This is a genomic window from Paenibacillus sp. NRS-1781 (assembly GCF_050467745.1).
GTDB classification, from domain to species: domain Bacteria; phylum Bacillota; class Bacilli; order Paenibacillales; family Paenibacillaceae; genus Paenibacillus; species Paenibacillus terrae_A.
The window spans coordinates 36,579-62,851 of the sequence record NZ_JBITPI010000061.1 but is presented as its reverse complement, the minus strand read 5'-3'; the positions used below and the strand labels follow the sequence as shown (position 1 = coordinate 62,851).

The window sequence follows — 26,273 nt, the reverse complement described above, 5'->3', positions numbered from 1 at the left end:
ATTGTTACTGTACCTGTTCAGTCGAATACTCATAATCAGAGAATACAACTTTATGACCAAATTGGAGGTGCTTAAACGGATAGCTAAAAAAGTTCTGCTAACCTTAATTGGTCGGCAGAGCTTTTTTAGCTATACAAATAAATAATTGCTTTTTTATCCAAACCCACATTCCTCTTGTTAACTGGGTCCATAGCGCAAGTAATGATTGTGTTGAAGGCATTTACGCCAAATCCAGTACAAATGTCGTTCTTACAGTGCCCACTCTTCAAGAGACCTTCACCGCCTGTTACGCGCCATGCATGGCGCACAAAAAAGAACGCTCATTTTTACGAGCGTTCTAGAAAAAATTAGTTTTTTTTCTCTTTTTTTTCGTAAACAAAATTATTATAGAGAATTTGCTCTGTCTGTGCTGTTATCTCCTCTTGATTGTCCCAATTTGCGACTTGATCGCTTGGATACTCATTCGGAACTTCAACAGGGAAAAAATCTCCATATTTTGAGTGTATAATTTCTGCTTGTGAAGATAACACTTTCTCGTTTATCTCCTTCTTTTTCTCAGGTGTGAGCCAGTCAGGATCATTGGTAGTTTGGGTTTGAGGCTTACTGCTGTTCGCAAAGGTCTGACTTTTGATAACAGCCACCGCCCCTCCGACAATGACAATTAGACTTAAGATAATAACTACTGGTCTGAGTCGCTTGTTCACACTCACTTCCTCCCTTCCAAAAATAATCCAATTAACAAAATTTAATAACCCCTGACCATGCGAACCTGCACAACCAATTGAAAACTTATCTGACCAAAATCCATCGTTACGACTTAGGTGGCTAAATGACCAAGATGGCACAGCCATAGGGGAAATTTTTTCAATGGATTGAGTTTTATCACTTTTTACAATTACTGACTCCAGTGGAACTGCATTGGCTATAGCTTCATTATACTCCTCAAGCGTCAAGCCGCTCAAGAGCGTATCCGAATTAACAATTGAGGAGTAGGGTGGGAATAGAGACTGGGAAGCTGGTGGTTCATGTAGAGCAATGTACCCGGAATGACCGTAATGGCCATACCTGTAGCCGCCAAATGGAAGATCGAAGCGATAAACCCGCCGACTGCCCCACCGATCAGCCCCATGACAAAAGGCTTCATATATCTCAGGTTAACACCGAAAATAGCCGGCTCCGTAATCCCCAGAAAAGCGGACAACGAGGAAGGAAGCGTTAACGCCTTCAGCTTGTTGTTCTTCGTTTTCTGCCTCACGGCGGACACCCTTGCTCTTGGCTAATGGTTGGCAGCTGTCAGCTCCCATAGCGGACTTTCACCGCCTAGTTACGCACCATGCATGGCGCACAAAAAAGAACGCTTATTTTTACAAGCGTTCTAGAAAAAATAATTTTTTCACTCTTTTTTTTCGTAAACAAAATTATTCTTGATAACTTGCTTTGTCTGAGCTGTTATCTGCTCTTGATTGTCCCGATTTGCAACCTGATCGCTTGGATACTCATTCGGAACTTCAACAGGGAAAAAATCTCCATATTTTGAGTGTATAATTTCTGCTTGTGAAGATAACACTTTCTCGTTTATCTCCTTCTTCTTCTCAGGTGTGAGCCAGTCAGGATCATTGGTAGTTTGGGTTTGAGGCTTACTGCTGTTCGCAAAGGTCTGACTTTTGATAACAGCCACCGCCCCTCCGACAACGACAATTAGACTTAAGATAATAACAGCTGGTCTGAGTCGCTTGTTCACACTCACTTCCTCCCTTCCAAAAATAATCCAATTAACAAAATTTAATAACCCATGAATCCGTTCCCTGAAATAGTGTAGTTATTTAAATTATTAACTAACATTTGGTATTGTCCAGCTTCTGGTACCTTGATTTCAAATTTTGCATTCGTGCCTGTATATCTTCCGGAAACCATGCGAACCTTGCCCAAATAATCTCTACTCACGAGTGTATAACCAACATCGGGTTGAGACCAAGAACTATCATCTCCCCACTGCACCACACTTACAGGCACATACCCTGCATAACCAATTGAAAACTTATCTGACCAAAATCCATCGTTACGACCTAGGTGGCTAAATGACCAAGATGGCACAGCCATAGGGGAAATTTTTTCAATGGATTGAGTTTTATCACTTTTTACAATTACTGACTCCAGTGGAACTGCATTGGCTATAGCTTCATTATACTCCTCAAGCGTCAAGCCGCTCAAGAGCGTATCCGAATTAACAATTGAGGAGTAGGGTGGGAATAGGGACTGGTTAGAAGGGGCTTTAGCCGATGAAGATGAATCTGCATAAGAGCTTGCAGGATTCAACCCAATGGCCACTAACATAATAACTAGCATTGTTACAAGAAGTTTTTTCACAGATAATTGCCTCCAAATACTAAATTTTAACAACTTCTATATGATAACACACAAAATAACCATCGTATATATATTTTTTGAAATTTTTACCTGATTGACATAAAATTTTGTTTTTCGGGATTTGATAAAAATCGCTACAGTTTGTCAAGGAATACCGCATTAAAGGAAGGAAACTATTCTACGACCCAAGTCCATGTCATTGTAAATACTCTGGCAACCCGTTGCGCTTCCGAACTGACTGGCGATCAAAGTCATGATGCGTAACCGGGTACGAAATACTAAATTTCAAAGAAAAACGGCCGCCCCACTTGGATACTTTCTCTAGCAGCCCTTTTTAACAAGGGGCGAGAGCGCTCCAAAGTAGAACGACCGTTACATTTAATTCCTAGGCGTGTGCTTACTTATTCATACCATCTAGGTGGTGTTAATTGGAGGAACCTGCTGTTTTGACTTCCTCCAGCATTTTATCGTTATACCCGAACATCCAGGTCAGGACAAAAGCTACTGCCATAGCAGCCACGTTCGCCAAGATATAAAGCGGAAGCTGGTGGTTCATGTAGAGCAATGTACCCGGAATGACCGTAATGGCCATACCTGTAGCCGCCAAATGGAAGAGCGAAGCGATAAACCCACCGACCGCCCCACCGATCAGCCCCATGACAAAAGGCTTCATATATCTCAGGTTAACACCGAAAATAGCCGGCTCCGTAATCCCCAGAAAAGCGGACAACGAGGAAGGAAGCGCTAACGCCTTCAGCTTGCTGTTCTTCGTTTTCAGTCCAACTGCCAAACAAGCCGCACCTTGGGCAGCCATAGCGCAAGTAATGATGGCGTTGAAGGCGTTTACGCCATTCTTTTCGAGCAGTTGAATTTCCAGAAAATTAAATATATGATGCACACCCGTAACGACAACAATTTGATGGAGAAAACCGATAACAATCCCTGCAATACCGAAAGGCAAATCCAGTACAAACGTCGTTCCTTGCAGTACCCACTCTTCAAAAGAATGGAAAACCGGACCGATGGCAAACAGCCCCAGTACAATCATGATCAACAGTGTTAAAAACGGTGTAAGAATCAAATCCAGCGCTTCGGGGACCCGTTTGCGCAGCGCACGCTCCAGCTTGGCTCCGATCAGGCCCACGAAGAAGGCTGGCAATACCGAGCCCTGATAGCCTACCACCGGAATGAAGCCGAACATCGTCAAGGGCTGGGCTGAGCCGTCCGCAACAGCATAGGCGTTGGGCAGCGCCTGATTCACCAGCATCAAACCGAGGACGATACCGAGCACCGGGCTACCGCCGAATACTCTAAAGGCTGACCACGCGACCAGCGCAGGTAGAAAAGCAAAAGCCGTATCCGTCAAAACTTGGGTAAACAATAGGAAATTCGGTGAAATATCCTGCGACGTCATGCCGAACAGGGCCAGAATTTGCGGCTGGGTAAGCAAGCCGCGCAAGCCCATGAACAGCCCCGTAGCAACCAGCACCGGAATGATCGGTACAAATACGTCGCCAAAGGTACGAATGGAGCGTTGGAAGACGTTGCCCTCCTTTTTCGCCTGGCTCTTCACTTCTTCTTTAGATGTTCCGGTTACTCCGAGCTTCTCGACTTCTTCAAAAATCCGATTGACCGTACCTGTACCAAAAATAATCTGATACTGACCCGAGTTGAAAAAAGCTCCTTTGACCTTGTCGATTTCTTCGACCTTTTTCTGATCAATCTTCTCCTTGTCATGCACCATAATCCGCAGACGTGTTGCACAGTGAGCAAAGGACGCAATATTGTCCTTCCCACCGATTGCTTGGATCACTTCTTTGGCTATTTCCCGGTTCTCCGCCATGATGTTCATCCTTTAGTTCATTCCGTCATGTTATTGATGATTAACGATCCACTTGATGATGTTGAATATTCATGTAAAATCCCATTTTACCGCTTGGAAGAGAGCCTCTCCCTTGTCGGCAAAAAAGCGTATTTCGTCACTCTCTGGGTGCGGAAAAATACGACTGGTGAACACCTCTTCCCCATCATTGACGAAAATTTCCACCGAAGACGTATCCACGAACAGATGCAGCTTGATATGGTCCCCATTCATGGCGCACTGTCTTATCTCACCATACGAAGCAGCGACAGGCTCACCCGATTGCGAACGATCCAGCACAAGCTTGCGGCTGACGGCATCATATCGGATCACCGTTTTCTCGGTCGCACTTGCGCGGAATTCAATACCGCACGCCTTGGCGCTCAAAAGATCATACTCACAAATCAGCTCATAGGCTGTTCCCTTGAAGCCCGTATAGGTTTTGCTCTCTGACGTTAACGTGTCAGCCACCCGATCCTCACGCTTTCTACGCAGCGTAGTTAGCTCAGGTATCGGCCTTTGTATGAGTTTACCCTCATGAAGCGTAAGCTCCCTCGGCAGCGTCAGGCAATGCGCCCATCCGTTCGGATCTGTCGGACAATCAATATCCGGTAATCCCATCCACGCCACCATAATACGCCGCCCCTGCGGGTCAACCATTGTCTGCGGAGCATAAAAGTCAAAGCCACGGTCCAGCTCGCGGAATGCTCCGTGCTCCAATATCCTGGTCCCGGTATCCAGCGGCTTGCCGATCACGTAACCCGACTGATAAATATTGTGATACTCATCTCCGGAAGGCTCCAGGCCCTGAGGAGAAAATACCAATACACCCGAGCCGTCCAGTTCAAAATAATCCGGGCATTCCCACATGTATCCAAATGTCTCCAGTCCTGTGCGCAGTTCACCCTCAAACTGCCACGTATGGAGGTCCGTTGACCGATAAAGGACGGCGCAGCCTGTTGCATTCGCTCTTTGGGCACCAATCACACAGTAAAAGCTGTCCCCGTCCTTCCACAGCTTGGGATCACGAAAATGATCCGTATAGCCTTCCGGCACGTTTGGAATAACGGGATGCTCCCATTTTGTAATGAGACCGCTCTCATCCATAACGGCCATACATTGATAAGGATGTCTGATCCAGTCCCCGTCACGTGTATTTCCCGTATATAGCATATACAGCTTGCCCTCATGCTCCATCGCGCTGCCTGAATAAGCACCATGTGAATCAAAGTAATCGCCCGGTGCGATTCCGATGCCTGCGTCGTCCCATGTGACCAAATCTCTGGACTTCAAATGATACCAGTATTTCATTCCATGATCGGTTCCAAATGGGAACCACTGAAAGAACAAATGGTATTCACCCTGATAATACGAAAAGCCATTCGGATCATTGAGCAAGCCTGTCGATGGCTGAATATGAAACTCCTGCCGCCAATGACATTGCTCCACCTGTTTCTCCAAGCTGGCTATTTCACCCGGCTCTGCCTGCTCAATCAGTCGATACTTTTGTTCTTTTGTCATTTTCATAGGTGTACCTCATTCTTATTAAAACTTTTACCTCAGGAACCGGTTCCAATTGAATCAAAAAATAATATACAGGAACCGGTTCCCGTACAATTAAAAAAATATATTCATCCATGGGATTGCAACCGATTCCACTTGTGCACAGCACTATGGAACCGGTTTCGTAGAAATTATAATCCACCTGTTCAGCGTTTGTCAACGCTTTCTCTCTCTCTAAGAGAATAATTCATAACAGTCACTTTCTCTACTGGCTTGTGTTCTACCAGCCTTACAATATTTTGCGCCGCTACGCGTCCTGCTTCCATGTAAGGATATTGCACGGTTGTTAGCGCAGGATGAACCACCTCCGTAATATCGTATCCCCCGAAGCCAGTCACTGACAATTCCGACGGAATGGCAATTCCTCTGGAATACGCCGCGTTGATCACGCCAAGCGCAATATTATCCGTAGCACACACCATTAACGACGGCTTAAATCCATCTAAAATCGCAGACGCAGCCACTCGTGCATCGGACATTTTAAAACCGGTTTCATAGTATCTGATATCGTACCCGGCGGATCGCTCCAGTTGCTTCACATCGTCCCTATGAGCTTGATCGGGCAATGCATCCCGAACAGCCTGCTTAAAGCCCTCCTTGCGCCGCACACCGACAGCAACATCCTTTTCCGTAACGCCGACGTAGGCAATTTCACGGTGGCCCTGTGATAGAACATATGCGCCGATATCATATCCCGCCCGGTAGTCATCATGGATAAGGCTGTGAAGCTGCGTGTGCTGCTGCCCTACCAGCAAAACCGGAATCGCAATGTCGCGGATCGCGGTCAGATGCTCATCGGTAATTTCAGCAGCCAGTAAAATAATACCGGAAATCTTTTGCCGACCCAGCTCGTAAATGGCTTCGATTTCACGCTTCACATCCTGACTCGTATTCGAGATCAGCATCTGATAATGCTGGGCCCGCAGCTCTTCATCTATACCCATCAGCGTATGGGATGTGGCAAAGGAATCCAGACGCGGCACAACGGTTCCGATAATGTTAGTTCGCTTTGCTTTCAGGCTCTGGGCAAAGGTATTAGGCACATAACCCGTGGCCTTGACCACCTTTTCAATTTTACGTCTCGTATCCACGCTGACAGCCCCGCCGTTCAAAAAACGGGATACCGTGCTCTTGGCCACGCCAGCCATTTGGGCTATATCTGCAATCGTCTTATTCATGAGGTCCCCCGGATTGTCTTCATTTTCACAAGCTTCCAAAACGTCTCTTTTATCATACCCTATAATACCATATGGCGGGGTTGGAATGCTGTGGCTCCAGACCCATCAAGGACAAAAAACACCGCTCCTTTCATGGAAGAAAGGAACGGCGTATCTTGGAAATAGAGTTTAAAAATCAAAGTTATCCGGATCGGGACCTACCCGATAATTCGCATTTAACGCCTGAATTCGATCCATATCCTCTTGCGTCAATTCAAAATCAAAAATGTCGGCATTTTCGACAATCCGATGCGCCTTGGTAGACTTGGGAATGGTGACAACTCCCTGCTGCACATCCCAGCGCAAAATCACTTGCGCCACCGATTTGCCATACTTGGTCGCTATGTCTTGCAGTACCGCATGATCAAGCAATTGGCCTTGCATTAACGGGGACCAAGCTTCCATTTGAATGTTGTGCTTTTGACAGAATTGCAGCAGCTCGGCTTGTGTTAATTGTGGATGAAACTCTACCTGATTCACCATTGGTGTGATCTCTGCATCCTTCATAAGGTCTTCCAAATGATGAATCTGGAAGTTGCTGACTCCGATAGCCTTGATCCGCCCTTCTTTATATAAGGACTCCAAAGCTCTCCAGGCTTCTTTATACTTGCCTTGAACCGGCCAATGAATCAGATACAGATCCAGATAGTCCAGACCCAGCTTGTCCAGGCTTACTTGATAGGCTGCCCGTGTCTCTTCATACCCCAGATCGGCATTCCACACTTTGGACGTTACGAATAGGTCTTCTCTGGACAGATTATTTTCCTGAAGAGCTTCCCGGATGGCTTGTCCTACACTATTTTCGTTAGCGTAGGCTGCGGCTGTATCTATACTGCGATAACCATGCTTCACAGCCGCCTTGATGGCATCGACCAGCTCTGAGCCTTCCTCCACCTTAAATACCCCGATTCCGAACCAAGGCATGTGAACTCCGTTGTGCAATGTTGTTGTGCTTTGTAGGTTTTGAGTCATTGTTTATCTTCCTTCCTAAATTATCTACTATATAAGCTGAACTAAAAGTTTCTTATCGTGCTACTACGCAGTCGGATGGTGCTTCCCATCGCCACCGCCCCCGGATTTCTTAAATAAAGCCTAGGTTTAAGGTAGAAATCCGGGGACAAAATCTTTTCATAAATATTCCATTTAAGCAGTAGCCGTATCCCTTTTTTCTAGCGTGCGACTCCAGCCTGTAAGTAGAACCGCAGCGAAAACCATCATCGCCCCGATCCAGGTCGTATGAATAAGACCCCAGGAATCAGTCACCCTTCCACCCACGTATGCTCCAATGGCTATCCCGGCGTTGAAGGCTGCAATATTGACGGCGGAAGCGACATCTACGGCTTTGGGGGCAAAGCGTTCGGCCAACATCACCACATATACCTGTAGACCAGGCACGTTCATAAATGCAAGCAATCCCATAAAAAAGATCGTAATCAGTCCGGCGGTTTTAAAAGGAGCCGTGAACAACAGAACGAGCAGGACAATTGCTTGAATTAGGAACATGTAAAATAAAGCCGAAAGCGGCTTGCGGTTCGCAGCTTTTCCACCCACAACATTCCCAATAGCAATCGCGATTCCATACAGCAAAAGAATGAACGTTACCGTACTCTGCTTAAATCCGGTTATGTCGTGAAGCAATGGAGATAAATAAGTAAACACCACAAACGTGCCTCCATACCCCAAGGCTGTAATGATAAATGCAAGCAGCAAGCGGCCATTGGTAACCAGTGTGACTTGCTCGCGGAAAGGGGTTCTGTTCCCTTTGCGCAGCGTAGATGGCAGCAAAATCAGATTCGCAATGAGTGCCACCACACCGACGATCACAATCGCCATGAAGGCCGCTCGCCAGCCCCATTGCTGCCCGATAAAGGTTCCCAAGGGTACACCCGTGACCGTGGCTACGGTCAGCCCGGAGAACATAATGGAAATGGCACTGGCTCGGCGGTCATTGGGTACAAGATCGGCTGCGATGGTGGAGCCAATGGACATGAACACCCCATGGGAGAATGCCGAGATCACACGTGCAATCAGCAGCATAACAATTCCACCGGAATACGCTGCGAGGCTGTTGCCTGCAATAAATACAATCATGATCCACAGCAGCAGCGTTTTACGGGGAACACTGGATGTTAACGAGGTCAAAACGGGAGCCCCGATGGTTACTCCTAAGGCATACAACGTGACGGTTAAGGCGGACATGGTTACAGATATGTGCAAGTCCTCAGCGATCAGGGGAAGCAGTCCCACGCTGATGAACTCTGTTGTCCCAATGGCAAAGGCGCTTACGGCTAAAGCCAGTAATGGCCAAATGCTTCTTTTTGAGTCTGACGACATGTGTTTCACTCCTAATCTATAGAAATCTTCGACCAGCAGATGTTATTATGAGTTATTCAAGCAAGTATGAACAGTACGTACTTTTTAGTGATATAGGTACCAAAAAGTACCCTAAACAAGGTGAAACACACGGAGGGATCGACATTGGGTCAGAAAAAATACAACATCTCGGTTGAGGCGACTTTAGAGGTTATCGGTGGGAAGTGGAAGTGTGTGATCCTGTGTCATTTGACACATGGGAAAATGCGGACAAGCGAATTGAAACGCATCATGCCTTCGATTACACAAAAAATGCTGACGCAGCAGCTTCGGGAATTAGAGGAGGACGGCATCGTCAATCGAATTAGCTACAATCAGGTGCCTCCCAAAGTAGAGTACGAGCTTAGTGAATATGGATGTAGTCTGAAGAGCATTTTGGATTCTCTGTGTGCTTGGGGAGAAAAGCATATTATTAAGGAGTACGGGGATAAATCCGTTGTATTAGAGGATAACATTCTGAACCAGCTGTAAAAAAGATTACACCCCTTCCTTCTTCCTAAGTCCTTGTACCCTTGATGGAACTTTGTACAATAATTTACAATGTAAAAAGTTTCACATACTCTACTTTGGGAAGAAGGATCATGCACAATGAAAAAAAACTGGAGAGTTTGCTTGTCCAGCATGTTTGCTATTTTCCTGGTTGTGTCGGCAACCGGATGTAATGCTCAGCCCGCCACTTCCAAATCTACGAATACTTTGTCTTCACCGACTGGTAGCGCCGCCCATGCGGTTGTTCAGAAAAGTCCACACTGGTCTTATGAAGGAGATCAGGGACCGGAGCATTGGGGAGAGCTGGAAAAGGATTTTGCCGCTTGTGGTAACGGCCACGAACAATCCCCTGTCAACATAGAACATTCTCGAATGGAAGCCTGGCAAACGCAGCAGCCGATACAGGTTCACTACACCAATACGAAAGTATCCATCCTGAATAATGGACACACCGTTCAAATCAATGCAGCCAGCCCCGGTAATAATATTGTACTGGACGGTACTAAATTCACTTTAAAGCAGTTTCACTTCCATCATCCCAGTGAACACCAAATAGATGGTAAAAATGCCGATATGGAGCTTCATTTTGTTCATCAGGGTGACAACGGCAGCACCGCCGTCTTAGGAGTACTCATTCAAGGCGGCAAGGAGAATAAGGCTTTCAGCCGTATTTGGTCCAAACTGCCAAAAGATGTTTCTCAGGAAGAGGCTCTGGAGGGAGAACTGAATCTCGCTATTCTTCTGCCGAAGGACCTGCACTCGATTCGCTATAACGGTTCTCTGACCACTCCACCTTGCACAGAGCATGTGAACTGGACCGTGCTGGAACAGCCTATCGAGATGTCAGCAGACCAAATCAGCCGGTTCGCTGCCCTTTTTCCCGATAACCATCGCCCTGTACAACAACTGGGAGCACGTGAACTGACTACCGATAAATAATGAAATAAGTACCCCACGACAGCTAACAGAAACTCTGCCGCCGCTGATAGTAAAATAACCAAGAAGCCCCTCTGTCCATAAGATAAACAGGGAGCTTCTTGGTTATTTTAGTGGTTGCCCTTCTTTACAAATGAACCAGTTCCTCCACCTTTACTGGCTGGCCCGTACGGATGGAGCGATTGGCGGCAATGCCCGTTAAAATAGACCAAGCTCCATCTATATGTGAGGCTGCGCGATGGAACCGATCATCTGCCGGCTGATCAAAAATATCCCGCAGCATGACTGGATCACCACCGCCATGACCACCCACGCCTTCCTCTACCTCTACCTCATAAGGTGCTGCAAAGTGGGGATAGATCGTGATGGTTTTTTCTTTTAACGCCCCCTCGTCTGCCTTACTGCCCCCGGAATTAACGTAGGATTGCTCGGATACCCGTACCTCCATCCGACCCTTGGTGCCGTTGAACACGATGATAAAGCCCTCCCAAGGCATGTAAGCATTCAGCGAGTAGTTCATGACTGTCTTGTTCTTGTACTTCACCATGACACTCAGCGTGTCCTCAATGCTAATATTGTCGCCAAATACGCTTTGATCCCGCACATAGCCATCCTCATGCTCGGCATCCAGATACATGCTTTTCAGGTGCTCGTTACGGTCCAGATGCAACGCAAACGGGTCATTTTCCGCTGCCTTGCTGCCGTAAGCCCGTTGATAGAACTCAGTCACACCACGCTGTTCCGCATTTTCCCGGCCATAAAATTTCAGATCGCCCATCGCATATACCGTCTCCGGCTTCGAGCCGAGCCAAAAGTTCATCAGATCAAAATGATGCGTCGATTTATGCACCAACAGACCGCCACTATTGCGCTTATCCCGGTGCCAGCGTCGGAAATAATCCGCACCGTGCTGTGTGTTCAGCAGCCATTCGAAATTGACCGACAAGATATTACCAAGCGTCCCGTCCATAATAATCTCGCGGATTTTCGTATTATGCGGCGCATAGCGGTAGTTAAAGGTGACGCGTAGCTTGCGTCCCGTGCGATCTATGGCGTCCAAAATATCCTGGCATTTATCCTCATCCACCGTCATCGGCTTCTCGGAAATAACATCACAGCCCAGCTCCATCGCCCGGATAATATACTGATGATGCACACGGTCAATGGTCGTGACGATGACGATATCCGGCTTCGTTTCTGCAATCATTCGTTCAAATTCATGGGCTTTATAGGTCTGAATCGGCTCATGATCGTATTTCTCCTGCAACAGCCGGTTGGCATAGTCCATTCTCGTCTGATTGACGTCACAGAACGCGATCAGCTCCGAGGTATCCTTGAAAACGGTAACAACTTCACCGTAAAAAAATTCGGCTCTTCCTCCAGTACCTACAAGTGCATATTTGATTTTAGCCAATTGGCTCACACCCTTTGCATGAATTACTTTTATTTTATAGTATAAGAAAGAGCGAATTCTTCGCATTTATTGTGAATTTGTCCTTAAAGTATACATATATTATCCATTTTAATTTTCTCGTAAAGGGGACCGTTGATGTGATCGCCACACCCCGTTTTTCCATCGAGCAAGCGCTACGGACAGAGCCGTTCAGCATGTCCGCTGACCATGTTCACCAAGCACATGAAATCTATTATCTGCTGGCAGGAGAGCGCTACTATTACATTAATCAGCGGGTATACGCTCTACAGAAGGGCGATCTGATCTGGATCAGCAAACACGATTTTCATCGCACGAGTAACAAGGGCAACGGTAGCCATGAGCGAATTCTGATCAATTTTGATGAAGCGTTTGTTGCCATGTCGATGCCTGACACCCCGTCCAGCGATCAGAAGCAGCCCCTCCTGCCGGAGAAAAGCTTTCTGCTTCGCCCTTCGGCGGAGGAACAGCGCGATCTGGAGCATCTGTTCCAGCAAATGCTGGATGAGTACCATCAAGACCATGCATACCGCCATATGTATCTCCAAAGCTTGCTGCTCCAGCTGCTTATCCGAATTGGCCGCATACAATCCTCCACCCCCGACACCATTGCGCCGGAACGCAGCGAGAAGCAGCAGCGAGTGTATGCGGTCATCGAATACCTGCATGCCCATTATGCGGAGAGGCTGACCCTGGATCAACTGGCACGGCATTTTTATATCAGCAGTACGTATTTGTGCCGGATTTTCAAGCAGACCACAGGCTTTACCCTAGTAGAGTATCTTCAGGATGTCCGGGTTCAGCAAGCACGAGCGTATCTGAGAGAAACGAGCTGGAAAGTGACCGCCATTGCTGAAAAAACGGGCTTTGACAGCATCGCTCACTTTGGCCGTGTGTTCAAGCAATTAACTGGACATACCCCGTTACAGTATCGAAAAGAACAGAAAAAGGAGCAGGGAGACGCCCCTACCCCTTGATACCCGTCAAGGTAATACCTTCGATAATTTGTTTTTGAGCAATCATATAGACGAGCAGCACCGGAACCGTGAATTTCTCTGGTGTATTGAGATAGATAAGCAGGAGGTTATTTTCGCTTTAAGAAATTTTTTGTAGCTTGGTAAGCGAATAAGTGCGGCCACCGTCTGAAGTATAATGATAATTAAATGGACTTAAGAACTCACAAACTTGGAATGTGTCCAAATTAATAACGATGTAATTAGGACCATACGAAAAATCGGTATGCTCTGTTCCAAAGGTTCTCGGAGTTTTAAGACCAGAAAGATCGAAGTAATCCATAATGTGCGTTACATCTCCCTCTACATTACGATAATAGCTGTTCATATAGAGCCATGATCCCTTACTGATATCAATCAGTAAGGCATTTGGAGCGAAATAGGGTAAACTACTGGAGAATGACCCCAAATATACACCCTTTACTTCAGCTACTGACATGCTCATATCTCTAGCTGAATACCCATTTGGGGTATACCATGTTTCGTGATTTTCCCATTTGAGTTCTGCCAAGATATTATCTCCGTTACTGCGGATTGTTGAAAGATTATAATACAAGACGACTCTGGAAAGGTCGGCTGTACAATTGATAATGGAAGAAGCACCTGATGGATTTGAAGCATTCCACATCAATTTATAGTTACCTCTTTCTTCACCTGTTGCAGAACCAATTACAATCGCATATTTCCCTGCCGGGATATTAACGTATGAGTGACCTCCGTTTGCTTTAACACCCCATCCAGTAGAACTGCCTAACGAGCCGTTGGCATTGACATTGTACAGAATAGCCAACAAATTTGTATTGCTGGAATCCAGCTTTAGAAATGAAAGCTGCTTTGCAGTGAGAGAAACCACATAACTATCAAATGATTCACTAAGAGTGCCATCTCCTACAAATACAGGTTCGGAGATACCCCATGCGCTTTGCGGTTTAACGGTTCTGCTCTGGGTAGAATCTGTGGAAATCTTTTTTGCTTCGTTCGGAGATATTTCATCTAGATTGTCAAATTTTTGAGTATCCATGGCAGAATACGATATAGCGGGCATGGATTGAATTTCTGCATTTTTCGCCTCTTCCTTAGCCACTTGCGGTGTTGTTTCATTGGCCGCGAAAGAGGGAACTGCTAAAACACCGTACATGAGCAGTATGGCCAAAATATAACTAACGCTTTTTTTGACAAATTTCATATTGTACTCCTTTCGTAGTTTTGAATATGAGTCAATCGTTTCTTCTGTTATGTCCAGATTATCAAACAGTACAGAAGAATTTTCAAGGGGCTGGCGTAGATAGTATGTTGATGACGTAAACAGCATGAAATACGAATAAATTTCCGTTTTACAAGAAGGCATACTGTATTCATAATATTCACTGCAATACATCATCTGAGTACACCTCAAGCAGGTTATTAATATAATTTCTGCTCACGGGAAGATGGGTAATCTCATGACCATTGAGAATATCCACGGAATATGGATAAGTTATTTTTACTCTGTAGATTTTAGATTTTGCAATCACATATGACCTATGTATCTGGATGAAATTCTCACAGCCTAATAACTGCATCACTTTATTTAATGTTCCTCTAAGATAGATTTCCTCTTTTGTTGTATGATAGATTATTGTATGATTATTCACTTCTACAAAAGCTATATCACTTTGACGAACCATATTTATCGTGGACTCTGCAATAATAGTAAATACTCGTTCCGGTTTTTTTCGCTTCACTACCCTATCCAGAAATAGCGAAAGTCGCTTCTCGTCAATAGGTTTTTTCAAGAAGCCCATGGCTTCAACTAAATATCCGTCAATAGCACGAGCAGAATCAACTGTAACAAAAATGATAGGTACCCGATTCCCCATTTTCCGAATATGCTTTGCTGTAGCCAACCCATCAATATCTTCTTCACTACTTAGCGAAATATCGAGCAAAACTACGTCTATATCTATGTGAGCATTAAGATATTGAACTAATTTCTGGGACGAATAAAAATCAGTACATTGCAACTCTATATTTTTATTTAGAGCCCACCGAGATATAGACGCTTTTAACGCATCGCCCCAACAACATTCGTCTTCACAAATTACGACTTTCACGGCATACCACTCCTTCATTTGCACAGTTAAGATACAAGTGATTTAAGGAATTCAGAGCGCCTCGATGAAGCTTTTGTCACCTCGACAACAACAACTTCTACTTGGACGACCCGAATTCCTTGCTTATTTTCAAGGCGAAATTATGACTTTTTAAGGGGTAATTAATCAGAACCTGGCAAACACATATAGCAATGGCAACAGCGAAAAACATACAGACCCAGAGACTGGGGGCTAATAAATAGGTAGCCCCACAGCGCTTGATACTTGTTCTGCATCTTGTCACCTTCCTCCCCGGTCACGGCCTTATTCCGTGCCTACTTGACCGCCTTGGATATGATCTGATTCAGCTTCTCAATCGTTGCCGCCGCATCCTGCTTGCCCAAGAACATCAGGTCAATCGTTTTCGTGATATCTGAGTTTAATCCCGGTATCTGTGCGTCGTAGGCCAGTGCAGAGCCATGCGCATGCCCTTTGTCACGTCCTTCGGTCAAATAGCTGGAATGCTCAATCGTCGCCGTTTTCATAATGCTCTCATCTGCGGCGGCAAGCGTACCCATGGCATTCCCACCTTCAACCAGTCGCGCCACCTGCCCCTTCACGGAGACGTAGAATGCAGCCAGCTTCATGGCCTCTTGCAGATGCGGGCTGTTTTTGTTTACGGCTACGTAAGCAACCGGAATGGCGACAGGTTCATTTTTGCCTGTGTTGGAGGGCCAGTAAATATAATCAAAGTCGAGGCTTTTATTTGGACTGAACAGAGGCTCCAGCCATCTTCCCGCCGCCAGCATACCGACCTGGTTGGACATGAACATGGCGTCAGCCCCCTGCCCCTTGGGAAGCGAGCCGAGATATACCGCATTTCCCTTGTTCACCATATCGTACATGAAGCGGAAGGCTTCCTTGCCCTTTTCATTGTGATCCAGTACATACTTGCCTTGTTCATCAAAAATCCGACCGCCATTCGACCACACCCATGAATACCAGTGAGCCCACCCGTTTTCTGCAATATAGCCCTGCTTTCCGGCAGATTTCAGCTTCGATGTGACTTCCTCAAAAGCGTCCCAGTTCCACTTGCCCTCGTCATAATATTCCTGCGGTGTCTTCATACCGGCATCCTTAAAGACCTTTTTGTTGTAATACATCACCATCGGATTGGAGTCAGGAGTGACCCCGTAGATTTCCCCATCACGCTTCGCCGGACCCCACAAGCCTTCCGGGAAATCCTCGGCTTTTACATTACTGGCATCACTTTTTAAAAATTCACCCAACGGCTGCACCTGCTTCGCTCCAATTAAACGTGCAATCGTCGGCTCATACGAATAAAATACATCCGGCCCGCGACTTCCCTGAAGCTGTGTCAGCAGCTTTTGCTCATATTGGTCGCCCGGTACAGGCACCAGCTTAACCTCAATATTCGGGTTTTCCTTTTCGAATAAATCCAGTGCACGCTGGTACACCTTCACCTCCGCAGGATTCCCCCAGACTTGCATGATCATCGGGAATTTTCTCCCATCCGTGTTTTCCAGCTTGGGAGAGGTAGTGCATGCCGCTGCAAGTAACAACAGAACGATGAGAAAAAAACCAATTTTTATCCAGCTCATGTAATTGTCCATCTTAACCGCCTCCTGTAGCTTCGCATAGTTGTATGACATACTGACATGAAGCGCTTACAAAAATTCTCTTATCATCATATGTAAAAGAGGGAGACGCGATATCCCCCTTTTTCATGTATAAATAAAAATTTTACGTTTACTTAAAGTGGTAACACAAAGTAAATGGTCAGGACGGGTTCCAAAAAACAAAAAAACGTCTGTTTGTCCAGACGTCCCTTTTGCTCACTTCAGTTTTCTTTTCTTACAGCTCAATTCGATAGCATCTTTTCAAAAATATTATAGCCGCCCGTTTCACCTATATAGGTATAGCCGCATTGTCTGTAAAACTGACTAAGCTTGTCATTCCCCGCAATACAGTCTAATCGGATTCGATCCTTGCCTGTGAAATGAATTCCTTTTTCAATCCATTGCACCAGTTCACGACCTAGTCCCTTCCCGGTTCTATCCCGATCCACAACCAGGCGATGCAAATATACTGAGGTTCCTCCGTCGGAATCAGCAGCATCTAGCCCCCACAGCTTATGATCCCATGCACTGGGTTGCTGTTGCAGAATCATGGAGCCTGTCAAGAGGTGCCCCTCTGATGTTCGAAAAATGATCACTTCTCCGCGCGAAATGGCGCCTTCCAGATTATGATCATCCTTCCCTTTTAACAACTTGCCCCATTGAGTCGAGCCCTTGCTGTGCAGCCATCTGGCAGTCTGTAAAATTAACTCCTGCACCTCAGCCTGATCCTCAGCGCCTGCCTGAAACGCGCGTATTTCCGGATTCACGAATGGATCGACAATTTGTAGTGTTGTCATGCTGCACCCCAACTCTCTTATATCAGTATGTATGAAAACTATATCATAAAGACTCGTTTTGCCCATACCTAGTTCACGTATAACTTCGGCTACGGTAATCTCTCTGGATTTCCACTTATCGTACGCTCACATAAATCCCGGCCCCAATTATCTGTCTCTTAGACCTTCCAAACTTCACCCATTCTTTTTTAGCAACAGCGATCCCTTACGCTTGGCGGACACGGTTCTTTTTCCGTTCCTTTTTTCGGCTGCCCATGCCAGCATACTAGGGAAAAGATCCTCCAGCAGCTTCCCCATATCGCCTATATCCTTCACGAATTTTCAGTGGCTTCTTCAAGTCAATTTCAAATAGTTCCAAAAAAAATCAAAATTATATTATTTTCGCTAATAAAAGAACATTGATTCTATAATTTGGTTGTTATATAGATTTTGATAACTCCCTACCTTATATATGCGTATATGAACAACATAAGGGAGGAAATTTCCGATGGGTGCTATTGAAGATTATCGACGTGAGCTTTACAGAATTGCTTGGCGAATGCAGTATCGTACAAAACGCAATCGGAAACGTGAAATTTCTTTAGAATCCAAGCCTAATCTCTTTCAATCCTCTTTTTCCGAAGAGTCTGATAACAAAATAACGATGCAATCATATATTAATAGATTAAGGTCTGAGGTAGGCAAAAAGGTCATCCATGAAATTTACATAAACGATAAAACCGAAGTCCAAGTTGCCAAGGAACTCCATATTACACAACAGGCGGTGAACAAATGGAAAAAGAAGGCGCTTCACGATTTATGTCAGATGATGAGTTTATGAAATTAGTAGCACTTGCCCAAACCAAATCCGATGTAGAGGCCATGAATGCAATTTTTCAATATTTCGATCCAGATATTAAGAGATTAAGTAAATTTATCCGTATGCCAAAAGAGGATGCCATCCAGAGTATGAAAACCGAACTTCTTGAGTTTATCATGAAGAAATAAAAAGTCCTTAGCGATAAGCTGCTTCCGGTTACCTACCGGGGCAGCTTATTTAGATTTTGCTAGGGTCGAGGTTGGAATATACTCCTCAACTCTTCTCGCATGGAGGGGAATTTTCTTGATCCAGAAAAAAATTCGTGTTCAGGTTGTGTAGTTACAGCCCCCAACTCCTATATAAGTGTAGGGGATAATCGAGCAAAGTACATGAATTAGAGGAAATTTATGTATTCGCAATTTTCACGATTTGGTTGTAATTCACAGCCTTAAATCACCTACATAAGTGAAGGAGAATTGAAGACTGATATCAAAAGAATGTGGAGCCATTTGGATGTCAGCGACTCCATCAATTCAAGTTCATTCTCAACACACCTAATTCAATCAACTAGGCTGCGGGGTACAGCTTAGTTTGATTCCTACCCTATCTCTTAATTAAATCTATTAAAATTGGAGGAATTTTATCATGGCTGATGTTCGTGAATATACTGAAAGAATTAGTGTTAGTGCCTCTGAACTTAACCTAATGGTTCGAGCACAACAAATTACCGTGGATGCCGTTAAACGGAAAGAAAGCGAAAGCTGGATTAGAAAACAACTCAGTACCATCGCTGGTGAAGCGAGTACCATATTTGCTCTTGCCTTTGCTACAAGAACTGCTGCTGGTGTAGCATTGGGATTGGGTTCTCTTATTGCTGGCTCACTAGCAACTAACTATTTCCTCAACTCTATCACCGCTGGTCTGAACGGGACTTCGCGACACGCTAGCTGGTTTAATGTGAACACCAACAAATACAAACGTATTGAATTTGAAGCTGCTTTTGTAGAGTACTCCAACGCTGGAGGTACAACACGTTACATCACTCAAGCTGGTTCTATTTACCGCATGCAACGGCTCGATGGAACTTGGATTTACGCTTCTTAATCATCAATAGTAGTACAACAAAAAAACCGCACTAATTGTGCGGTTTTTTTGTTAAATTAAAACGTAAACAATTGTACCAACTACAGATATGGCCATCATCAATAGTGAAATAATATGTTTTTGTGAACTTCGAATATATTTCCATTGGAGGATAGATCGAACACCGAACACTAGAATAAGTAATACGCCAATCCAAACATATTTATAAGGATCTTTAACAAAAAGAACTGACAAAATTACCACAATACCCCCAATCACAACGAACCACCTGTATGGGATAAAACCATCCGTGTCTGATATCTTCTCATCTGTTTTGCTGATAATTTTATCCAGAGCAAATTGAATCACAGCAGCAATAAATAATACAAGAGCAAAAGTCATTGGTATCACCTTCTTTTTCCATTTGTTCAACTATACTATACCAATACAAATTTTTCATGCATCAATAAACATATGATCCAATCTTTTCCGGTTCGAGGCTTTCTTTTTTGTATTGAACAACGTAGCTGTCATGAAGTGCAAACATGTGGACCTATACTGAAAGACAGAATTTTGTAGGCTTGTTGCAAAATCTTGTCGATAATCCTAGACAGTTCACCCGATTCAAAGTAGTATCGACAATCTGGATGGAGTGTCATGAAGGCCCGACAATGGGGTACTACACTTACTATACGACAGTTTCCTATGATGTAGCCTAAGTAGTAAGCATAAAAAAAAGGGCGGATTAATTCCGCCCTCAGATTGTCGAGAAACCCAGGTCATTTTAAGACCTTGGGTTTCTTTGTATGTTCTAGCCTATGCGAAATCGGGAAACCGAGGGGGTTACCCCTGCTTTTCCAGGCGATCCAGATGGATCGCCATCTTCTTCATGTTCTGGACAGCCGCCGTCATCAGTGCTTGCTCCCTAACGTTTGGGAGTCCGCGCAAACGGCAATAGCGAAATCCATGGAGCTGTTTAGCATCCGCGAAGCTTCGCTCTATCGTCTCTTTTCGTTTGCGATACAACTGCTTGCCAGATTTACTGAGTCGGTTGTTCCGCACCCATTCCTTGCTGTCCTCCCAAACATGTCGGGTCACCACCTTTCGGTGGTTTTGGGATTGCGTGCATTGACCTAGCAAAGGACAGGTCTTGCACTGCTCTGAATTGGAAGCGTATTGCCGGTATCCCTTGCGGTCTGTCGTCCGGTAATTTAATTCGTGACTCGCCGGACAAATATAGAGATTACGCTCAGCATCAAAGGTAAACTTCCACTTTGGAAACAATCCTTGCTTGGGATGAAACCTGCGGTGAGCAATGACGGCAAAAATCTTTCGGCTTTGTAGTCCTCGGCAAATCGGTGTAGTTAAATAACCCGAATCTAAGGCTACGGCTTCGACCTTAAATTTAAAACGTTCTTGCTGACGGTCCAAACGCGACAAATAAGGCACGGAATCATGGACATTTCCGGGCGTGACATGCACATCGGTAATGAGATTGTATTTGGTATCCACCGTGCGGTGATCCAGATAAAAGAAGCCCTCCGGTTTGCCATCCCGAATCATATATCCGCTGTCTGGATCGGTCTTGCTCACTTTTATTTCTTTCTCCTCGTTCACTTCCTCTCTGGGTTTCAGGGCTTTTTTCCATGCTCTTTCCGGTCTTCGGCTACGGCGGTGTTGAGCTCGTCCACGTAATCCTTGATATTTTGCAGGACTTGCTGTTTGGTGTACTGGTGTTTATTTGCATTGGCTTTCACGTGGGTGGAGTCAGTCATCAGAACACGCCCACCTACCATTCGGTGTGAAATCGCTTGGAGAACAATCTCATCGAAAATATCCTGAAAGATATTCGTATCTTTAAATCGGGTTCGCCGATTCCAGCTAATCGTGGTGTGGTCTGGAACTTTGTCGGTCAATCCCAGTCCCAGAAACCAGCGATAGGCCAAGTTGGTCTGGATTTCGCGCTCCAATTGGCGTTTAGCTATGCCTTTCTAGATTATCGCACATAGACATTATGAATATCGTATTATACCTTCTAAATCTGGTCCTCAGCTTTTAATCTTCGCTCCGTAGGTGGGTTAAGCGCGAGAGTGCCTAAACCGTGACACCTAAATCGGCTTAGACACTCTCGTATCGGCCCAATTATATACCCTATGGTAACATTTAAATTACGGCCTTTCACTTCTCTTAATTTTGCAGAACGAGCCCATAATTTATACCGTCTGGACAGCAGGCACAATTCGGTACAATCCCGCAGTATCTCCAGTGGCAGGCTGTACTTCCTGTATACCCCAACCAAACGACAGCACCTGCTCCAGCCGAGCATACTCGGCCTTCGTCAGCTCGGATGTAACGGCTTCGCTTCCTTCCACCAGTGACAGGTCAGGCTCACGCCCAAACGCAGCGGCAATCCAAGAACGAATACCCCGTATCGTGTTGTATTTGATCTGATATCCGTCCGTTACCGCGCTTGCAAAAATCTCCGGCTCTTTGGACGCCAGCCCGGTGGCAAGCTCTGCATAATCAAAATCGGACTGTCCGTCCGACGGCAGTTCGTTGAGCTGCACCCGACGGATTAGCTCCTCATCCGACCAGCCTAATGCGCGTAAAGATTCCAGCATGAGCGCGTCCCATTGGGAAATACGTACTCTTTTCGTCGATTCAGTCATTGTTTCTCGCCTCCTTGTTGATCACGCACATCGTACACCAGTCTTAACCTAACGGTTAACCGAGTACGCTACATAATGGCCAGGGCTGATTTCCCGCAGCTCAGTGGCACTCTCGCCGTCCTTATCCCATGCCAAAGAACCGTCTGGTTGGGCAAATCCCGCCCCAAAACCGTCCCGCTCTCCGGCTGCTCTCGGATCAGGCACCGGGATAGAGGACAGTAGCGCCTGTGTATACGGATGGGCTGGCTGCTCATACAGCTCATCTGCATCGGCTACCTCCACTAATCGTCCATGGTACATCACACCAATCCGGTCTGAAATATGCCGCACCATCGACAAATCATGGGCGATGAACAGATACGTCAGCCCGAATTCCTGCTGGAGATCCTCCAGCGTGTTAATGACCTGTGCCTGAATAGACACGTCCAGCGCCGAAATTGGCTCGTCGCAGACAATGAACTCCGGATTCACGGACAAAGCACGCGCGATAGAAATCCGCTGGCGTTGTCCGCCACTGAACTCATGCGAGTACCGGTACAAGTGCTCACGCTTCAGTCCGACCTTTTCAAGTAAAGCCACAACGGCATCCTTACGCTCACTGCCCTGATGCAATCTGTGAATGTCCATCGGCTCGCCAATCAGGTCAAGCACGTTCATGCCCGGGTTAAGCGAGGAATACGGGTCCTGAAAAATGCTCTGAATGCGCCGACGCAGCGGCTTGAGCTGCTTATCGTTCAGTTTGGAAATATCCTGACCGTCAAAGCGCACCGTGCCTTCCGTATAATCGTATAACCGCGTCAGGCAGCGTCCAACCGTCGATTTACCGCTGCCCGACTCGCCGACCAGTCCGAACGTCTCACCACGCTTGATCTGGAAGCTCACGCCGTCCACCGCCTTGAGTACCTCCGAGCTGCGCCCCAACAGATCCCTGGCTGTTACAAAATGCTGCTTAAGCTGATGTACCTCCACCAAGGGCTGACTTTCGCCCCTTGCATTGCTCACTTCACTCACGTTAAACCCTCCCTTCCGCATGGCCCGCTTCGGGCGTCTCGTTGACTCCGGCAGGTACAGCGTCCGGCTCGTTCAGCCAGCAGGCCGCCCGCTGATCCGGGCGAAGCTCCACCATCGGTGGCCGCTCTGTACAGCGGGCAAACGCGTGCGGGCACCGTTCCATGAACGGACAGCCAGACGGCGGGTTCAGCAGGTCCGGCGGCGTGCCCTCGATCGGCACCAGCCGCTCGCGGAAGCCGTTCGTGCGCTGCGGCACAGAGCGCAGCAGGCCCTGCGTATACGGATGGGTCGGACGATAAAAAATATCGTCCACGCGCCCCTCCTCCATCACCATGCCGCCGTACATCACGATGACACGGCTGCACACCTGGGCGACGACACCCAGATCATGGGTGATCAGGGCTATCGCCATGTCGGATTGCTGCTTCAACGTCTTGAGCAGCTCCAGAATTTGCGCCTGGATCGTCACATCCAGCGCTGTGGTCGGCTCGTCAGCAATCAACAGCTCCGGGCTGCACGAGAGCGCCATCGCGATCATTACCCGCTGACGCATCCCCCCGCTGAATTGATGCGGGTATTGATTCATCCGGCGCTCCGGCTCGGTAATCCCCACCTGTCGCAGCAGCTCCACTGCGGCTTTCGTAGCCGCCTCCTTGCTCAGTCCCCGGTGTCTGCGTATCACCTCCACCAGATGATAACCGACCTTCTTGACCGGGTTCAGCGAGGTCATCGGGTCCTGAAAAACCATCGCAATCTGGTTCCCGCGTATTTTGCGCCATTGCTTTTCCGTCAGAGCCGTCAGACTTTCTCCCCGGTAACGAATATCACCATTCAGCCGCTTGCCCGGCGGGGCAATCATGGACATGATCGCTTTGGCTGTAACACTTTTGCCGCTCCCGGATTCTCCTACGATTCCTACCGTTTCTCCAGCATCAATATGAAAGCTAACCCCTCGAACCGCCTGATTCTCCCCCTCACGAGTGAAAAAGGAAACCTCCAGCTGTTCGACAGACAGCAGATGTTCAGTCATTGCATTGTCGCTCCTTTCTGTCGCTTCTGGAGCCATTGGTAATGGTTCTTGTAGCTGGTTGCGAATCATCGTTTCACCAGCTTGGGTTCAAAGCCTACACGCAGCACATCCCCCAAAACATTAAAGCTCAGCACGGTCAGTAAAATAAGCAGCCCAGGGAATAAGGCCATATATGGAGCCTGTGCAATATACCCTTGGGCATTATTCAGCATACTTCCCCACGTAGCATTCGGCAGTTGCACACCAAAGCCGAGGAAGCTCAGTGACGATTCCATCATAATCGCCGAGGCGATATTGTTCGTCGCCCCCACGATAATCACCGGAATCAGGTTCGGAACGATATGCTTCAGGATAATCCCGAATGTGCTTTGTCCCGAAGCTTTGGCATACAGCACATATTCCCGTTCCCGCAGCGTCATCGTCTCTGCCCGAACCACCCGGGCAATATTCATCCACATCAGCAGGGCGATAATGACAATAATATTGCCAACACCCGGCTTCAAAAACACACTCAACAGCAAAATAACCAAAAAAGACGGAATCGACATGATCAGCTCCAAAATCCGCATGAGCAAATTATCGATCCATCCGCCAAAATAGCCGCTCACAATGCCTACTATCACGCCAATACTGGTTGCAATAATCATGGACGCAAAGCCCACCAGCAAAGATACACGACCACCGTACAGCGCCCTTGCAAAATAGTCTCGGCCGTAGTCATCCGTTCCAAACCAGTGTGCCGCTCCCGGCGATTGGAGTCGCTCCAGCACGTTCAGCTTGTTCGGGTCCTGCGGCGACAAAAAGGCGAAGATTGCCCCCAGAGAGAATACGATCAATAGTATGAGGGCGGCGGCGCCCATTTTGCTCGTCATCAGCTCGATCCCGATGTTGCGCCATTTGCTCCGATTCATGAGTTCACCTCGTTGATTTAATTCTCGGGTCCGCGATGCTGTATAAAATATCCGCTAGCAGATTGCCCAGGATCAGCAGCAGGGCGGAAAACAGTGTAATGCCCATGATAACGGGATAATCCATCCCTTTTACCGCCGTCATACCCAGCGAGCCAATACCCGGCCAAGAAAATACCGTCTCGGTCACGATGGCTCCGGCTACCAGATCTGCAACCGACATACCGAGCAGCGTAATGATGGGCAACAGCACATGCTTGAGCACATGCCGAAATAATACCAGTCGTTTTCCAGACCCGAATGCATATTGAATCTGCACGTATTCTTCCTTGAGCTGCGTTATTGTACTGGAGCGGATATACCTCACATACACAGATAAAAACCCGAAGGCCAGTACAAAACACGGTAAAATCCCATGCTTGATCACATCAAGCGCCGAGTCTGTTCCAATGGTCCGCATTCCCGTGCTTGGAAGCCAATGCAGATAAATAGCAAACAGATAAATAAGTAAAATACCAAGCCAAAACAGCGGTACAGAAATCCCGATGTACGACATCAGGTTAATCAGCTTGTCGATCCAGCGGTTCCGGTTGGCCGCAGCCGTCAAGCCGAGTGGAATCGCAATCAGGACAGCTAATACAATGGATGCACCCATTAATCCGGCGGTAGCCGGGAGACGATCCAGAATTTGATCCAGCACAGGCTGGTGATTTATGAGCGAAAATCCCAAATCACCCGTCAGGCATTTTTTGAGCCATAGCATGTACTGCACATAAGCAGGCTGATCCAGCCCCAGGCTGTGCCTCATACGTTCGATATCTTCCAGATGCATATTCGGTGTAACAAAAGAGAGAACCGGATCACCTGGAGCCAGCTTGATCAAGCCGAAGCAGACGATGGATACAAAAAATAGCATCGGTATAACTTGCAGCAATCTTCTGGCGATGAGTTGTCTCATACGTTTCTCTTCCCCTTGCTGTTCTCGAAAAAAATAAGCTGGTTCTCCCAGCTTA

Annotated in this window: 26 protein-coding genes and 3 pseudogenes; 6 read left to right on the top strand and 23 right to left on the bottom strand. The window is 46.6% G+C overall.

Features of this window, described 5'->3' with window-relative positions; all coding sequences use genetic code 11:
- Positions 1 to 347: 347 nt before the first annotated feature.
- The 9 genes and pseudogenes from ACIFO6_RS21170 to ACIFO6_RS21130 all read right to left on the bottom strand — a co-directional run bounded on the left by ACIFO6_RS21170 (position 348) and on the right by ACIFO6_RS21130 (position 9,342).
- Positions 348 to 962: a hypothetical protein gene (locus tag ACIFO6_RS21170; protein ID WP_430043597.1), complete on the bottom strand. Its 615-nt coding sequence runs from the start codon at positions 960 to 962 to the stop codon at positions 348 to 350.
- Positions 963 to 1,009: 47 nt separating this feature from the next.
- Positions 1,010 to 1,258, bottom strand: a pseudogene (locus ACIFO6_RS21165) (PTS transporter subunit EIIC); the annotation flags it as partial.
- Positions 1,259 to 1,393: 135 nt separating this feature from the next.
- Complete coding sequence (locus ACIFO6_RS21160; RefSeq protein WP_430043595.1) at positions 1,394 to 1,741, bottom strand: hypothetical protein; 348 nt, start codon at positions 1,739 to 1,741, stop codon at positions 1,394 to 1,396.
- 41 nt (positions 1,742 to 1,782) lie between these two features.
- Positions 1,783 to 2,367: a hypothetical protein gene (locus ACIFO6_RS21155; protein WP_430043593.1), complete on the bottom strand. Its 585-nt coding sequence runs from the start codon at positions 2,365 to 2,367 to the stop codon at positions 1,783 to 1,785.
- A 424-nt stretch (positions 2,368 to 2,791) separates the two neighbouring features.
- Positions 2,792 to 4,210 (bottom strand): sucrose-specific PTS transporter subunit IIBC, encoded by a 1,419-nt coding sequence (locus ACIFO6_RS21150; RefSeq protein ID WP_430043591.1) that lies wholly within the window; start codon positions 4,208 to 4,210, stop codon positions 2,792 to 2,794.
- A 69-nt stretch (positions 4,211 to 4,279) separates the two neighbouring features.
- On the bottom strand, positions 4,280 to 5,755 hold the full coding sequence (locus ACIFO6_RS21145) for a glycoside hydrolase family 32 protein (protein ID WP_430043590.1): 1,476 nt from the start codon (positions 5,753 to 5,755) through the stop codon (positions 4,280 to 4,282).
- 182 nt (positions 5,756 to 5,937) lie between these two features.
- Positions 5,938 to 6,969: a LacI family DNA-binding transcriptional regulator gene (locus ACIFO6_RS21140; RefSeq protein WP_430043588.1), complete on the bottom strand. Its 1,032-nt coding sequence runs from the start codon at positions 6,967 to 6,969 to the stop codon at positions 5,938 to 5,940.
- A 168-nt stretch (positions 6,970 to 7,137) separates the two neighbouring features.
- On the bottom strand, positions 7,138 to 7,980 hold the full coding sequence (locus tag ACIFO6_RS21135; RefSeq protein WP_430043586.1) for an aldo/keto reductase: 843 nt from the start codon (positions 7,978 to 7,980) through the stop codon (positions 7,138 to 7,140).
- 171 nt (positions 7,981 to 8,151) lie between these two features.
- A complete protein-coding gene (locus ACIFO6_RS21130) occupies positions 8,152 to 9,342 on the bottom strand; it encodes an MFS transporter (RefSeq protein ID WP_430043584.1) in 1,191 nt (396 codons plus the stop codon).
- Positions 9,343 to 9,486: 144 nt separating this feature from the next.
- Between ACIFO6_RS21130 and ACIFO6_RS21125 the strand changes: the two genes are divergently transcribed.
- Together ACIFO6_RS21125 and ACIFO6_RS21120 are read left to right on the top strand one after the other, a co-directional pair.
- On the top strand, positions 9,487 to 9,852 hold the full coding sequence (locus ACIFO6_RS21125) for a winged helix-turn-helix transcriptional regulator (protein ID WP_430043582.1): 366 nt from the start codon (positions 9,487 to 9,489) through the stop codon (positions 9,850 to 9,852).
- A gap of 117 nt (positions 9,853 to 9,969) precedes the next feature.
- Positions 9,970 to 10,809 (top strand): carbonic anhydrase, encoded by an 840-nt coding sequence (locus ACIFO6_RS21120; protein WP_430043581.1) that lies wholly within the window; start codon positions 9,970 to 9,972, stop codon positions 10,807 to 10,809.
- Between the two features lie 124 nt (positions 10,810 to 10,933).
- Here ACIFO6_RS21120 and ACIFO6_RS21115 read toward each other — a convergent pair whose 3' ends face one another.
- Positions 10,934 to 12,220, bottom strand: coding sequence for a Gfo/Idh/MocA family protein (locus tag ACIFO6_RS21115; RefSeq protein ID WP_430043579.1), 1,287 nt, complete (start codon positions 12,218 to 12,220; stop codon positions 10,934 to 10,936).
- Between the two features lie 137 nt (positions 12,221 to 12,357).
- Here ACIFO6_RS21115 and ACIFO6_RS21110 point away from each other — a divergent pair, with 137 nt between their 5' ends.
- Positions 12,358 to 13,215: an AraC family transcriptional regulator gene (locus tag ACIFO6_RS21110; protein ID WP_430043576.1), complete on the top strand. Its 858-nt coding sequence runs from the start codon at positions 12,358 to 12,360 to the stop codon at positions 13,213 to 13,215.
- Here the strand turns inward: ACIFO6_RS21110 and ACIFO6_RS21105 are convergent.
- The 6 genes and pseudogenes from ACIFO6_RS21105 to ACIFO6_RS21080 all read right to left on the bottom strand — a co-directional run.
- Positions 13,205 to 13,315: pseudogene (locus tag ACIFO6_RS21105) on the bottom strand (carbohydrate ABC transporter permease); the annotation flags it as partial. The gene ACIFO6_RS21110 and the pseudogene ACIFO6_RS21105 sit on opposite strands and share 11 nt — an antisense overlap.
- 18 nt (positions 13,316 to 13,333) lie before the next feature.
- Complete coding sequence (locus tag ACIFO6_RS21100) at positions 13,334 to 14,437, bottom strand: hypothetical protein (protein ID WP_430043574.1); 1,104 nt, start codon at positions 14,435 to 14,437, stop codon at positions 13,334 to 13,336.
- A 178-nt stretch (positions 14,438 to 14,615) separates the two neighbouring features.
- A complete protein-coding gene (locus ACIFO6_RS21095; protein WP_430043572.1) occupies positions 14,616 to 15,344 on the bottom strand; it encodes a LytR/AlgR family response regulator transcription factor in 729 nt (242 codons plus the stop codon).
- A gap of 314 nt (positions 15,345 to 15,658) precedes the next feature.
- Entirely contained in the window at positions 15,659 to 16,957 is a 1,299-nt protein-coding gene (locus ACIFO6_RS21090; protein ID WP_430043570.1) for an ABC transporter substrate-binding protein, read from the bottom strand.
- 248 nt (positions 16,958 to 17,205) lie between these two features.
- Positions 17,206 to 17,760 (bottom strand): GNAT family N-acetyltransferase, encoded by a 555-nt coding sequence (locus tag ACIFO6_RS21085; protein ID WP_430043567.1) that lies wholly within the window; start codon positions 17,758 to 17,760, stop codon positions 17,206 to 17,208.
- Positions 17,761 to 17,934: 174 nt separating this feature from the next.
- The gene (locus ACIFO6_RS21080; RefSeq protein WP_430043565.1) at positions 17,935 to 18,075 is read right to left on the bottom strand and encodes a hypothetical protein; all 141 of its coding nucleotides are present in this window, start codon (positions 18,073 to 18,075) and stop codon (positions 17,935 to 17,937) included.
- 172 nt (positions 18,076 to 18,247) lie between these two features.
- Between ACIFO6_RS21080 and ACIFO6_RS21075 the strand changes: the two genes are divergently transcribed.
- The 3 genes from ACIFO6_RS21075 to ACIFO6_RS21065 all read left to right on the top strand — a co-directional run bounded on the left by ACIFO6_RS21075 (position 18,248) and on the right by ACIFO6_RS21065 (position 19,663).
- Positions 18,248 to 18,580 (top strand): sigma-70 family RNA polymerase sigma factor, encoded by a 333-nt coding sequence (locus ACIFO6_RS21075; RefSeq protein ID WP_430043564.1) that lies wholly within the window; start codon positions 18,248 to 18,250, stop codon positions 18,578 to 18,580.
- Entirely contained in the window at positions 18,577 to 18,747 is a 171-nt protein-coding gene (locus ACIFO6_RS21070) for a helix-turn-helix domain-containing protein (RefSeq protein ID WP_430043562.1), read from the top strand. The genes ACIFO6_RS21075 and ACIFO6_RS21070 overlap by 4 nt, the downstream gene beginning before the upstream one ends.
- Before the next feature lie 457 nt (positions 18,748 to 19,204).
- Positions 19,205 to 19,663, top strand: a complete 459-nt coding sequence (locus ACIFO6_RS21065) for a hypothetical protein (RefSeq protein ID WP_430043561.1) — start codon at positions 19,205 to 19,207, stop codon at positions 19,661 to 19,663.
- Between the two features lie 51 nt (positions 19,664 to 19,714).
- Here ACIFO6_RS21065 and ACIFO6_RS21060 read toward each other — a convergent pair whose 3' ends face one another.
- The 7 genes and pseudogenes from ACIFO6_RS21060 to ACIFO6_RS21030 form a co-directional block, all read right to left on the bottom strand.
- Entirely contained in the window at positions 19,715 to 20,074 is a 360-nt protein-coding gene (locus ACIFO6_RS21060) for a DUF4181 domain-containing protein (RefSeq protein WP_430043559.1), read from the bottom strand.
- Positions 20,075 to 20,485: 411 nt separating this feature from the next.
- Positions 20,486 to 21,624, bottom strand: a pseudogene (locus ACIFO6_RS21055) (IS1182 family transposase); the annotation flags it as partial.
- Between the two features lie 231 nt (positions 21,625 to 21,855).
- Positions 21,856 to 22,311, bottom strand: coding sequence for a hypothetical protein (locus ACIFO6_RS21050; RefSeq protein WP_430043557.1), 456 nt, complete (start codon positions 22,309 to 22,311; stop codon positions 21,856 to 21,858).
- Between the two features lie 48 nt (positions 22,312 to 22,359).
- Positions 22,360 to 23,343 (bottom strand): ABC transporter ATP-binding protein, encoded by a 984-nt coding sequence (locus ACIFO6_RS21045; protein ID WP_430043556.1) that lies wholly within the window; start codon positions 23,341 to 23,343, stop codon positions 22,360 to 22,362.
- On the bottom strand, positions 23,324 to 24,352 hold the full coding sequence (locus ACIFO6_RS21040; RefSeq protein WP_430043554.1) for an ABC transporter ATP-binding protein: 1,029 nt from the start codon (positions 24,350 to 24,352) through the stop codon (positions 23,324 to 23,326). The genes ACIFO6_RS21045 and ACIFO6_RS21040 overlap by 20 nt, the downstream gene beginning before the upstream one ends.
- Positions 24,353 to 24,417: 65 nt before the next feature.
- Positions 24,418 to 25,263, bottom strand: a complete 846-nt coding sequence (locus ACIFO6_RS21035; protein WP_430043552.1) for an ABC transporter permease — start codon at positions 25,261 to 25,263, stop codon at positions 24,418 to 24,420.
- Positions 25,264 to 25,267: 4 nt separating this feature from the next.
- Positions 25,268 to 26,218 (bottom strand): ABC transporter permease, encoded by a 951-nt coding sequence (locus tag ACIFO6_RS21030; protein WP_430043550.1) that lies wholly within the window; start codon positions 26,216 to 26,218, stop codon positions 25,268 to 25,270.
- Positions 26,219 to 26,273 lie beyond the last annotated feature (55 nt).

Bases quoted from the DNA above. Each gene is read 5' to 3' on its own strand.
- ACIFO6_RS21150 (WP_430043591.1), bottom strand. From the start codon at position 4,210: ATGGCGGAGAACCGGGAAATAGCCAAAGAAGTGATCCAAGCAATCGGT.
- ACIFO6_RS21145 (WP_430043590.1), bottom strand. From the start codon at position 5,755: ATGAAAATGACAAAAGAACAAAAGTATCGACTGATTGAGCAGGCAGAG.
- ACIFO6_RS21140 (WP_430043588.1), bottom strand. From the start codon at position 6,969: ATGAATAAGACGATTGCAGATATAGCCCAAATGGCTGGCGTGGCCAAG.
- ACIFO6_RS21135 (WP_430043586.1), bottom strand. From the start codon at position 7,980: ATGACTCAAAACCTACAAAGCACAACAACATTGCACAACGGAGTTCAC.
- ACIFO6_RS21130 (WP_430043584.1), bottom strand. From the start codon at position 9,342: ATGTCGTCAGACTCAAAAAGAAGCATTTGGCCATTACTGGCTTTAGCC.
- ACIFO6_RS21120 (WP_430043581.1), top strand. From the start codon at position 9,970: ATGAAAAAAAACTGGAGAGTTTGCTTGTCCAGCATGTTTGCTATTTTC.
- ACIFO6_RS21100 (WP_430043574.1), bottom strand. From the start codon at position 14,437: ATGAAATTTGTCAAAAAAAGCGTTAGTTATATTTTGGCCATACTGCTC.
- ACIFO6_RS21090 (WP_430043570.1), bottom strand. From the start codon at position 16,957: ATGGACAATTACATGAGCTGGATAAAAATTGGTTTTTTTCTCATCGTT.
- ACIFO6_RS21085 (WP_430043567.1), bottom strand. From the start codon at position 17,760: ATGACAACACTACAAATTGTCGATCCATTCGTGAATCCGGAAATACGC.
- ACIFO6_RS21075 (WP_430043564.1), top strand. From the start codon at position 18,248: ATGGGTGCTATTGAAGATTATCGACGTGAGCTTTACAGAATTGCTTGG.
- ACIFO6_RS21070 (WP_430043562.1), top strand. From the start codon at position 18,577: ATGAAATTAGTAGCACTTGCCCAAACCAAATCCGATGTAGAGGCCATG.
- ACIFO6_RS21065 (WP_430043561.1), top strand. From the start codon at position 19,205: ATGGCTGATGTTCGTGAATATACTGAAAGAATTAGTGTTAGTGCCTCT.
- ACIFO6_RS21050 (WP_430043557.1), bottom strand. From the start codon at position 22,311: ATGACTGAATCGACGAAAAGAGTACGTATTTCCCAATGGGACGCGCTC.
- ACIFO6_RS21045 (WP_430043556.1), bottom strand. From the start codon at position 23,343: ATGCGGAAGGGAGGGTTTAACGTGAGTGAAGTGAGCAATGCAAGGGGC.
- ACIFO6_RS21040 (WP_430043554.1), bottom strand. From the start codon at position 24,352: ATGACTGAACATCTGCTGTCTGTCGAACAGCTGGAGGTTTCCTTTTTC.
- ACIFO6_RS21035 (WP_430043552.1), bottom strand. From the start codon at position 25,263: ATGAATCGGAGCAAATGGCGCAACATCGGGATCGAGCTGATGACGAGC.
- ACIFO6_RS21030 (WP_430043550.1), bottom strand. From the start codon at position 26,218: ATGAGACAACTCATCGCCAGAAGATTGCTGCAAGTTATACCGATGCTA.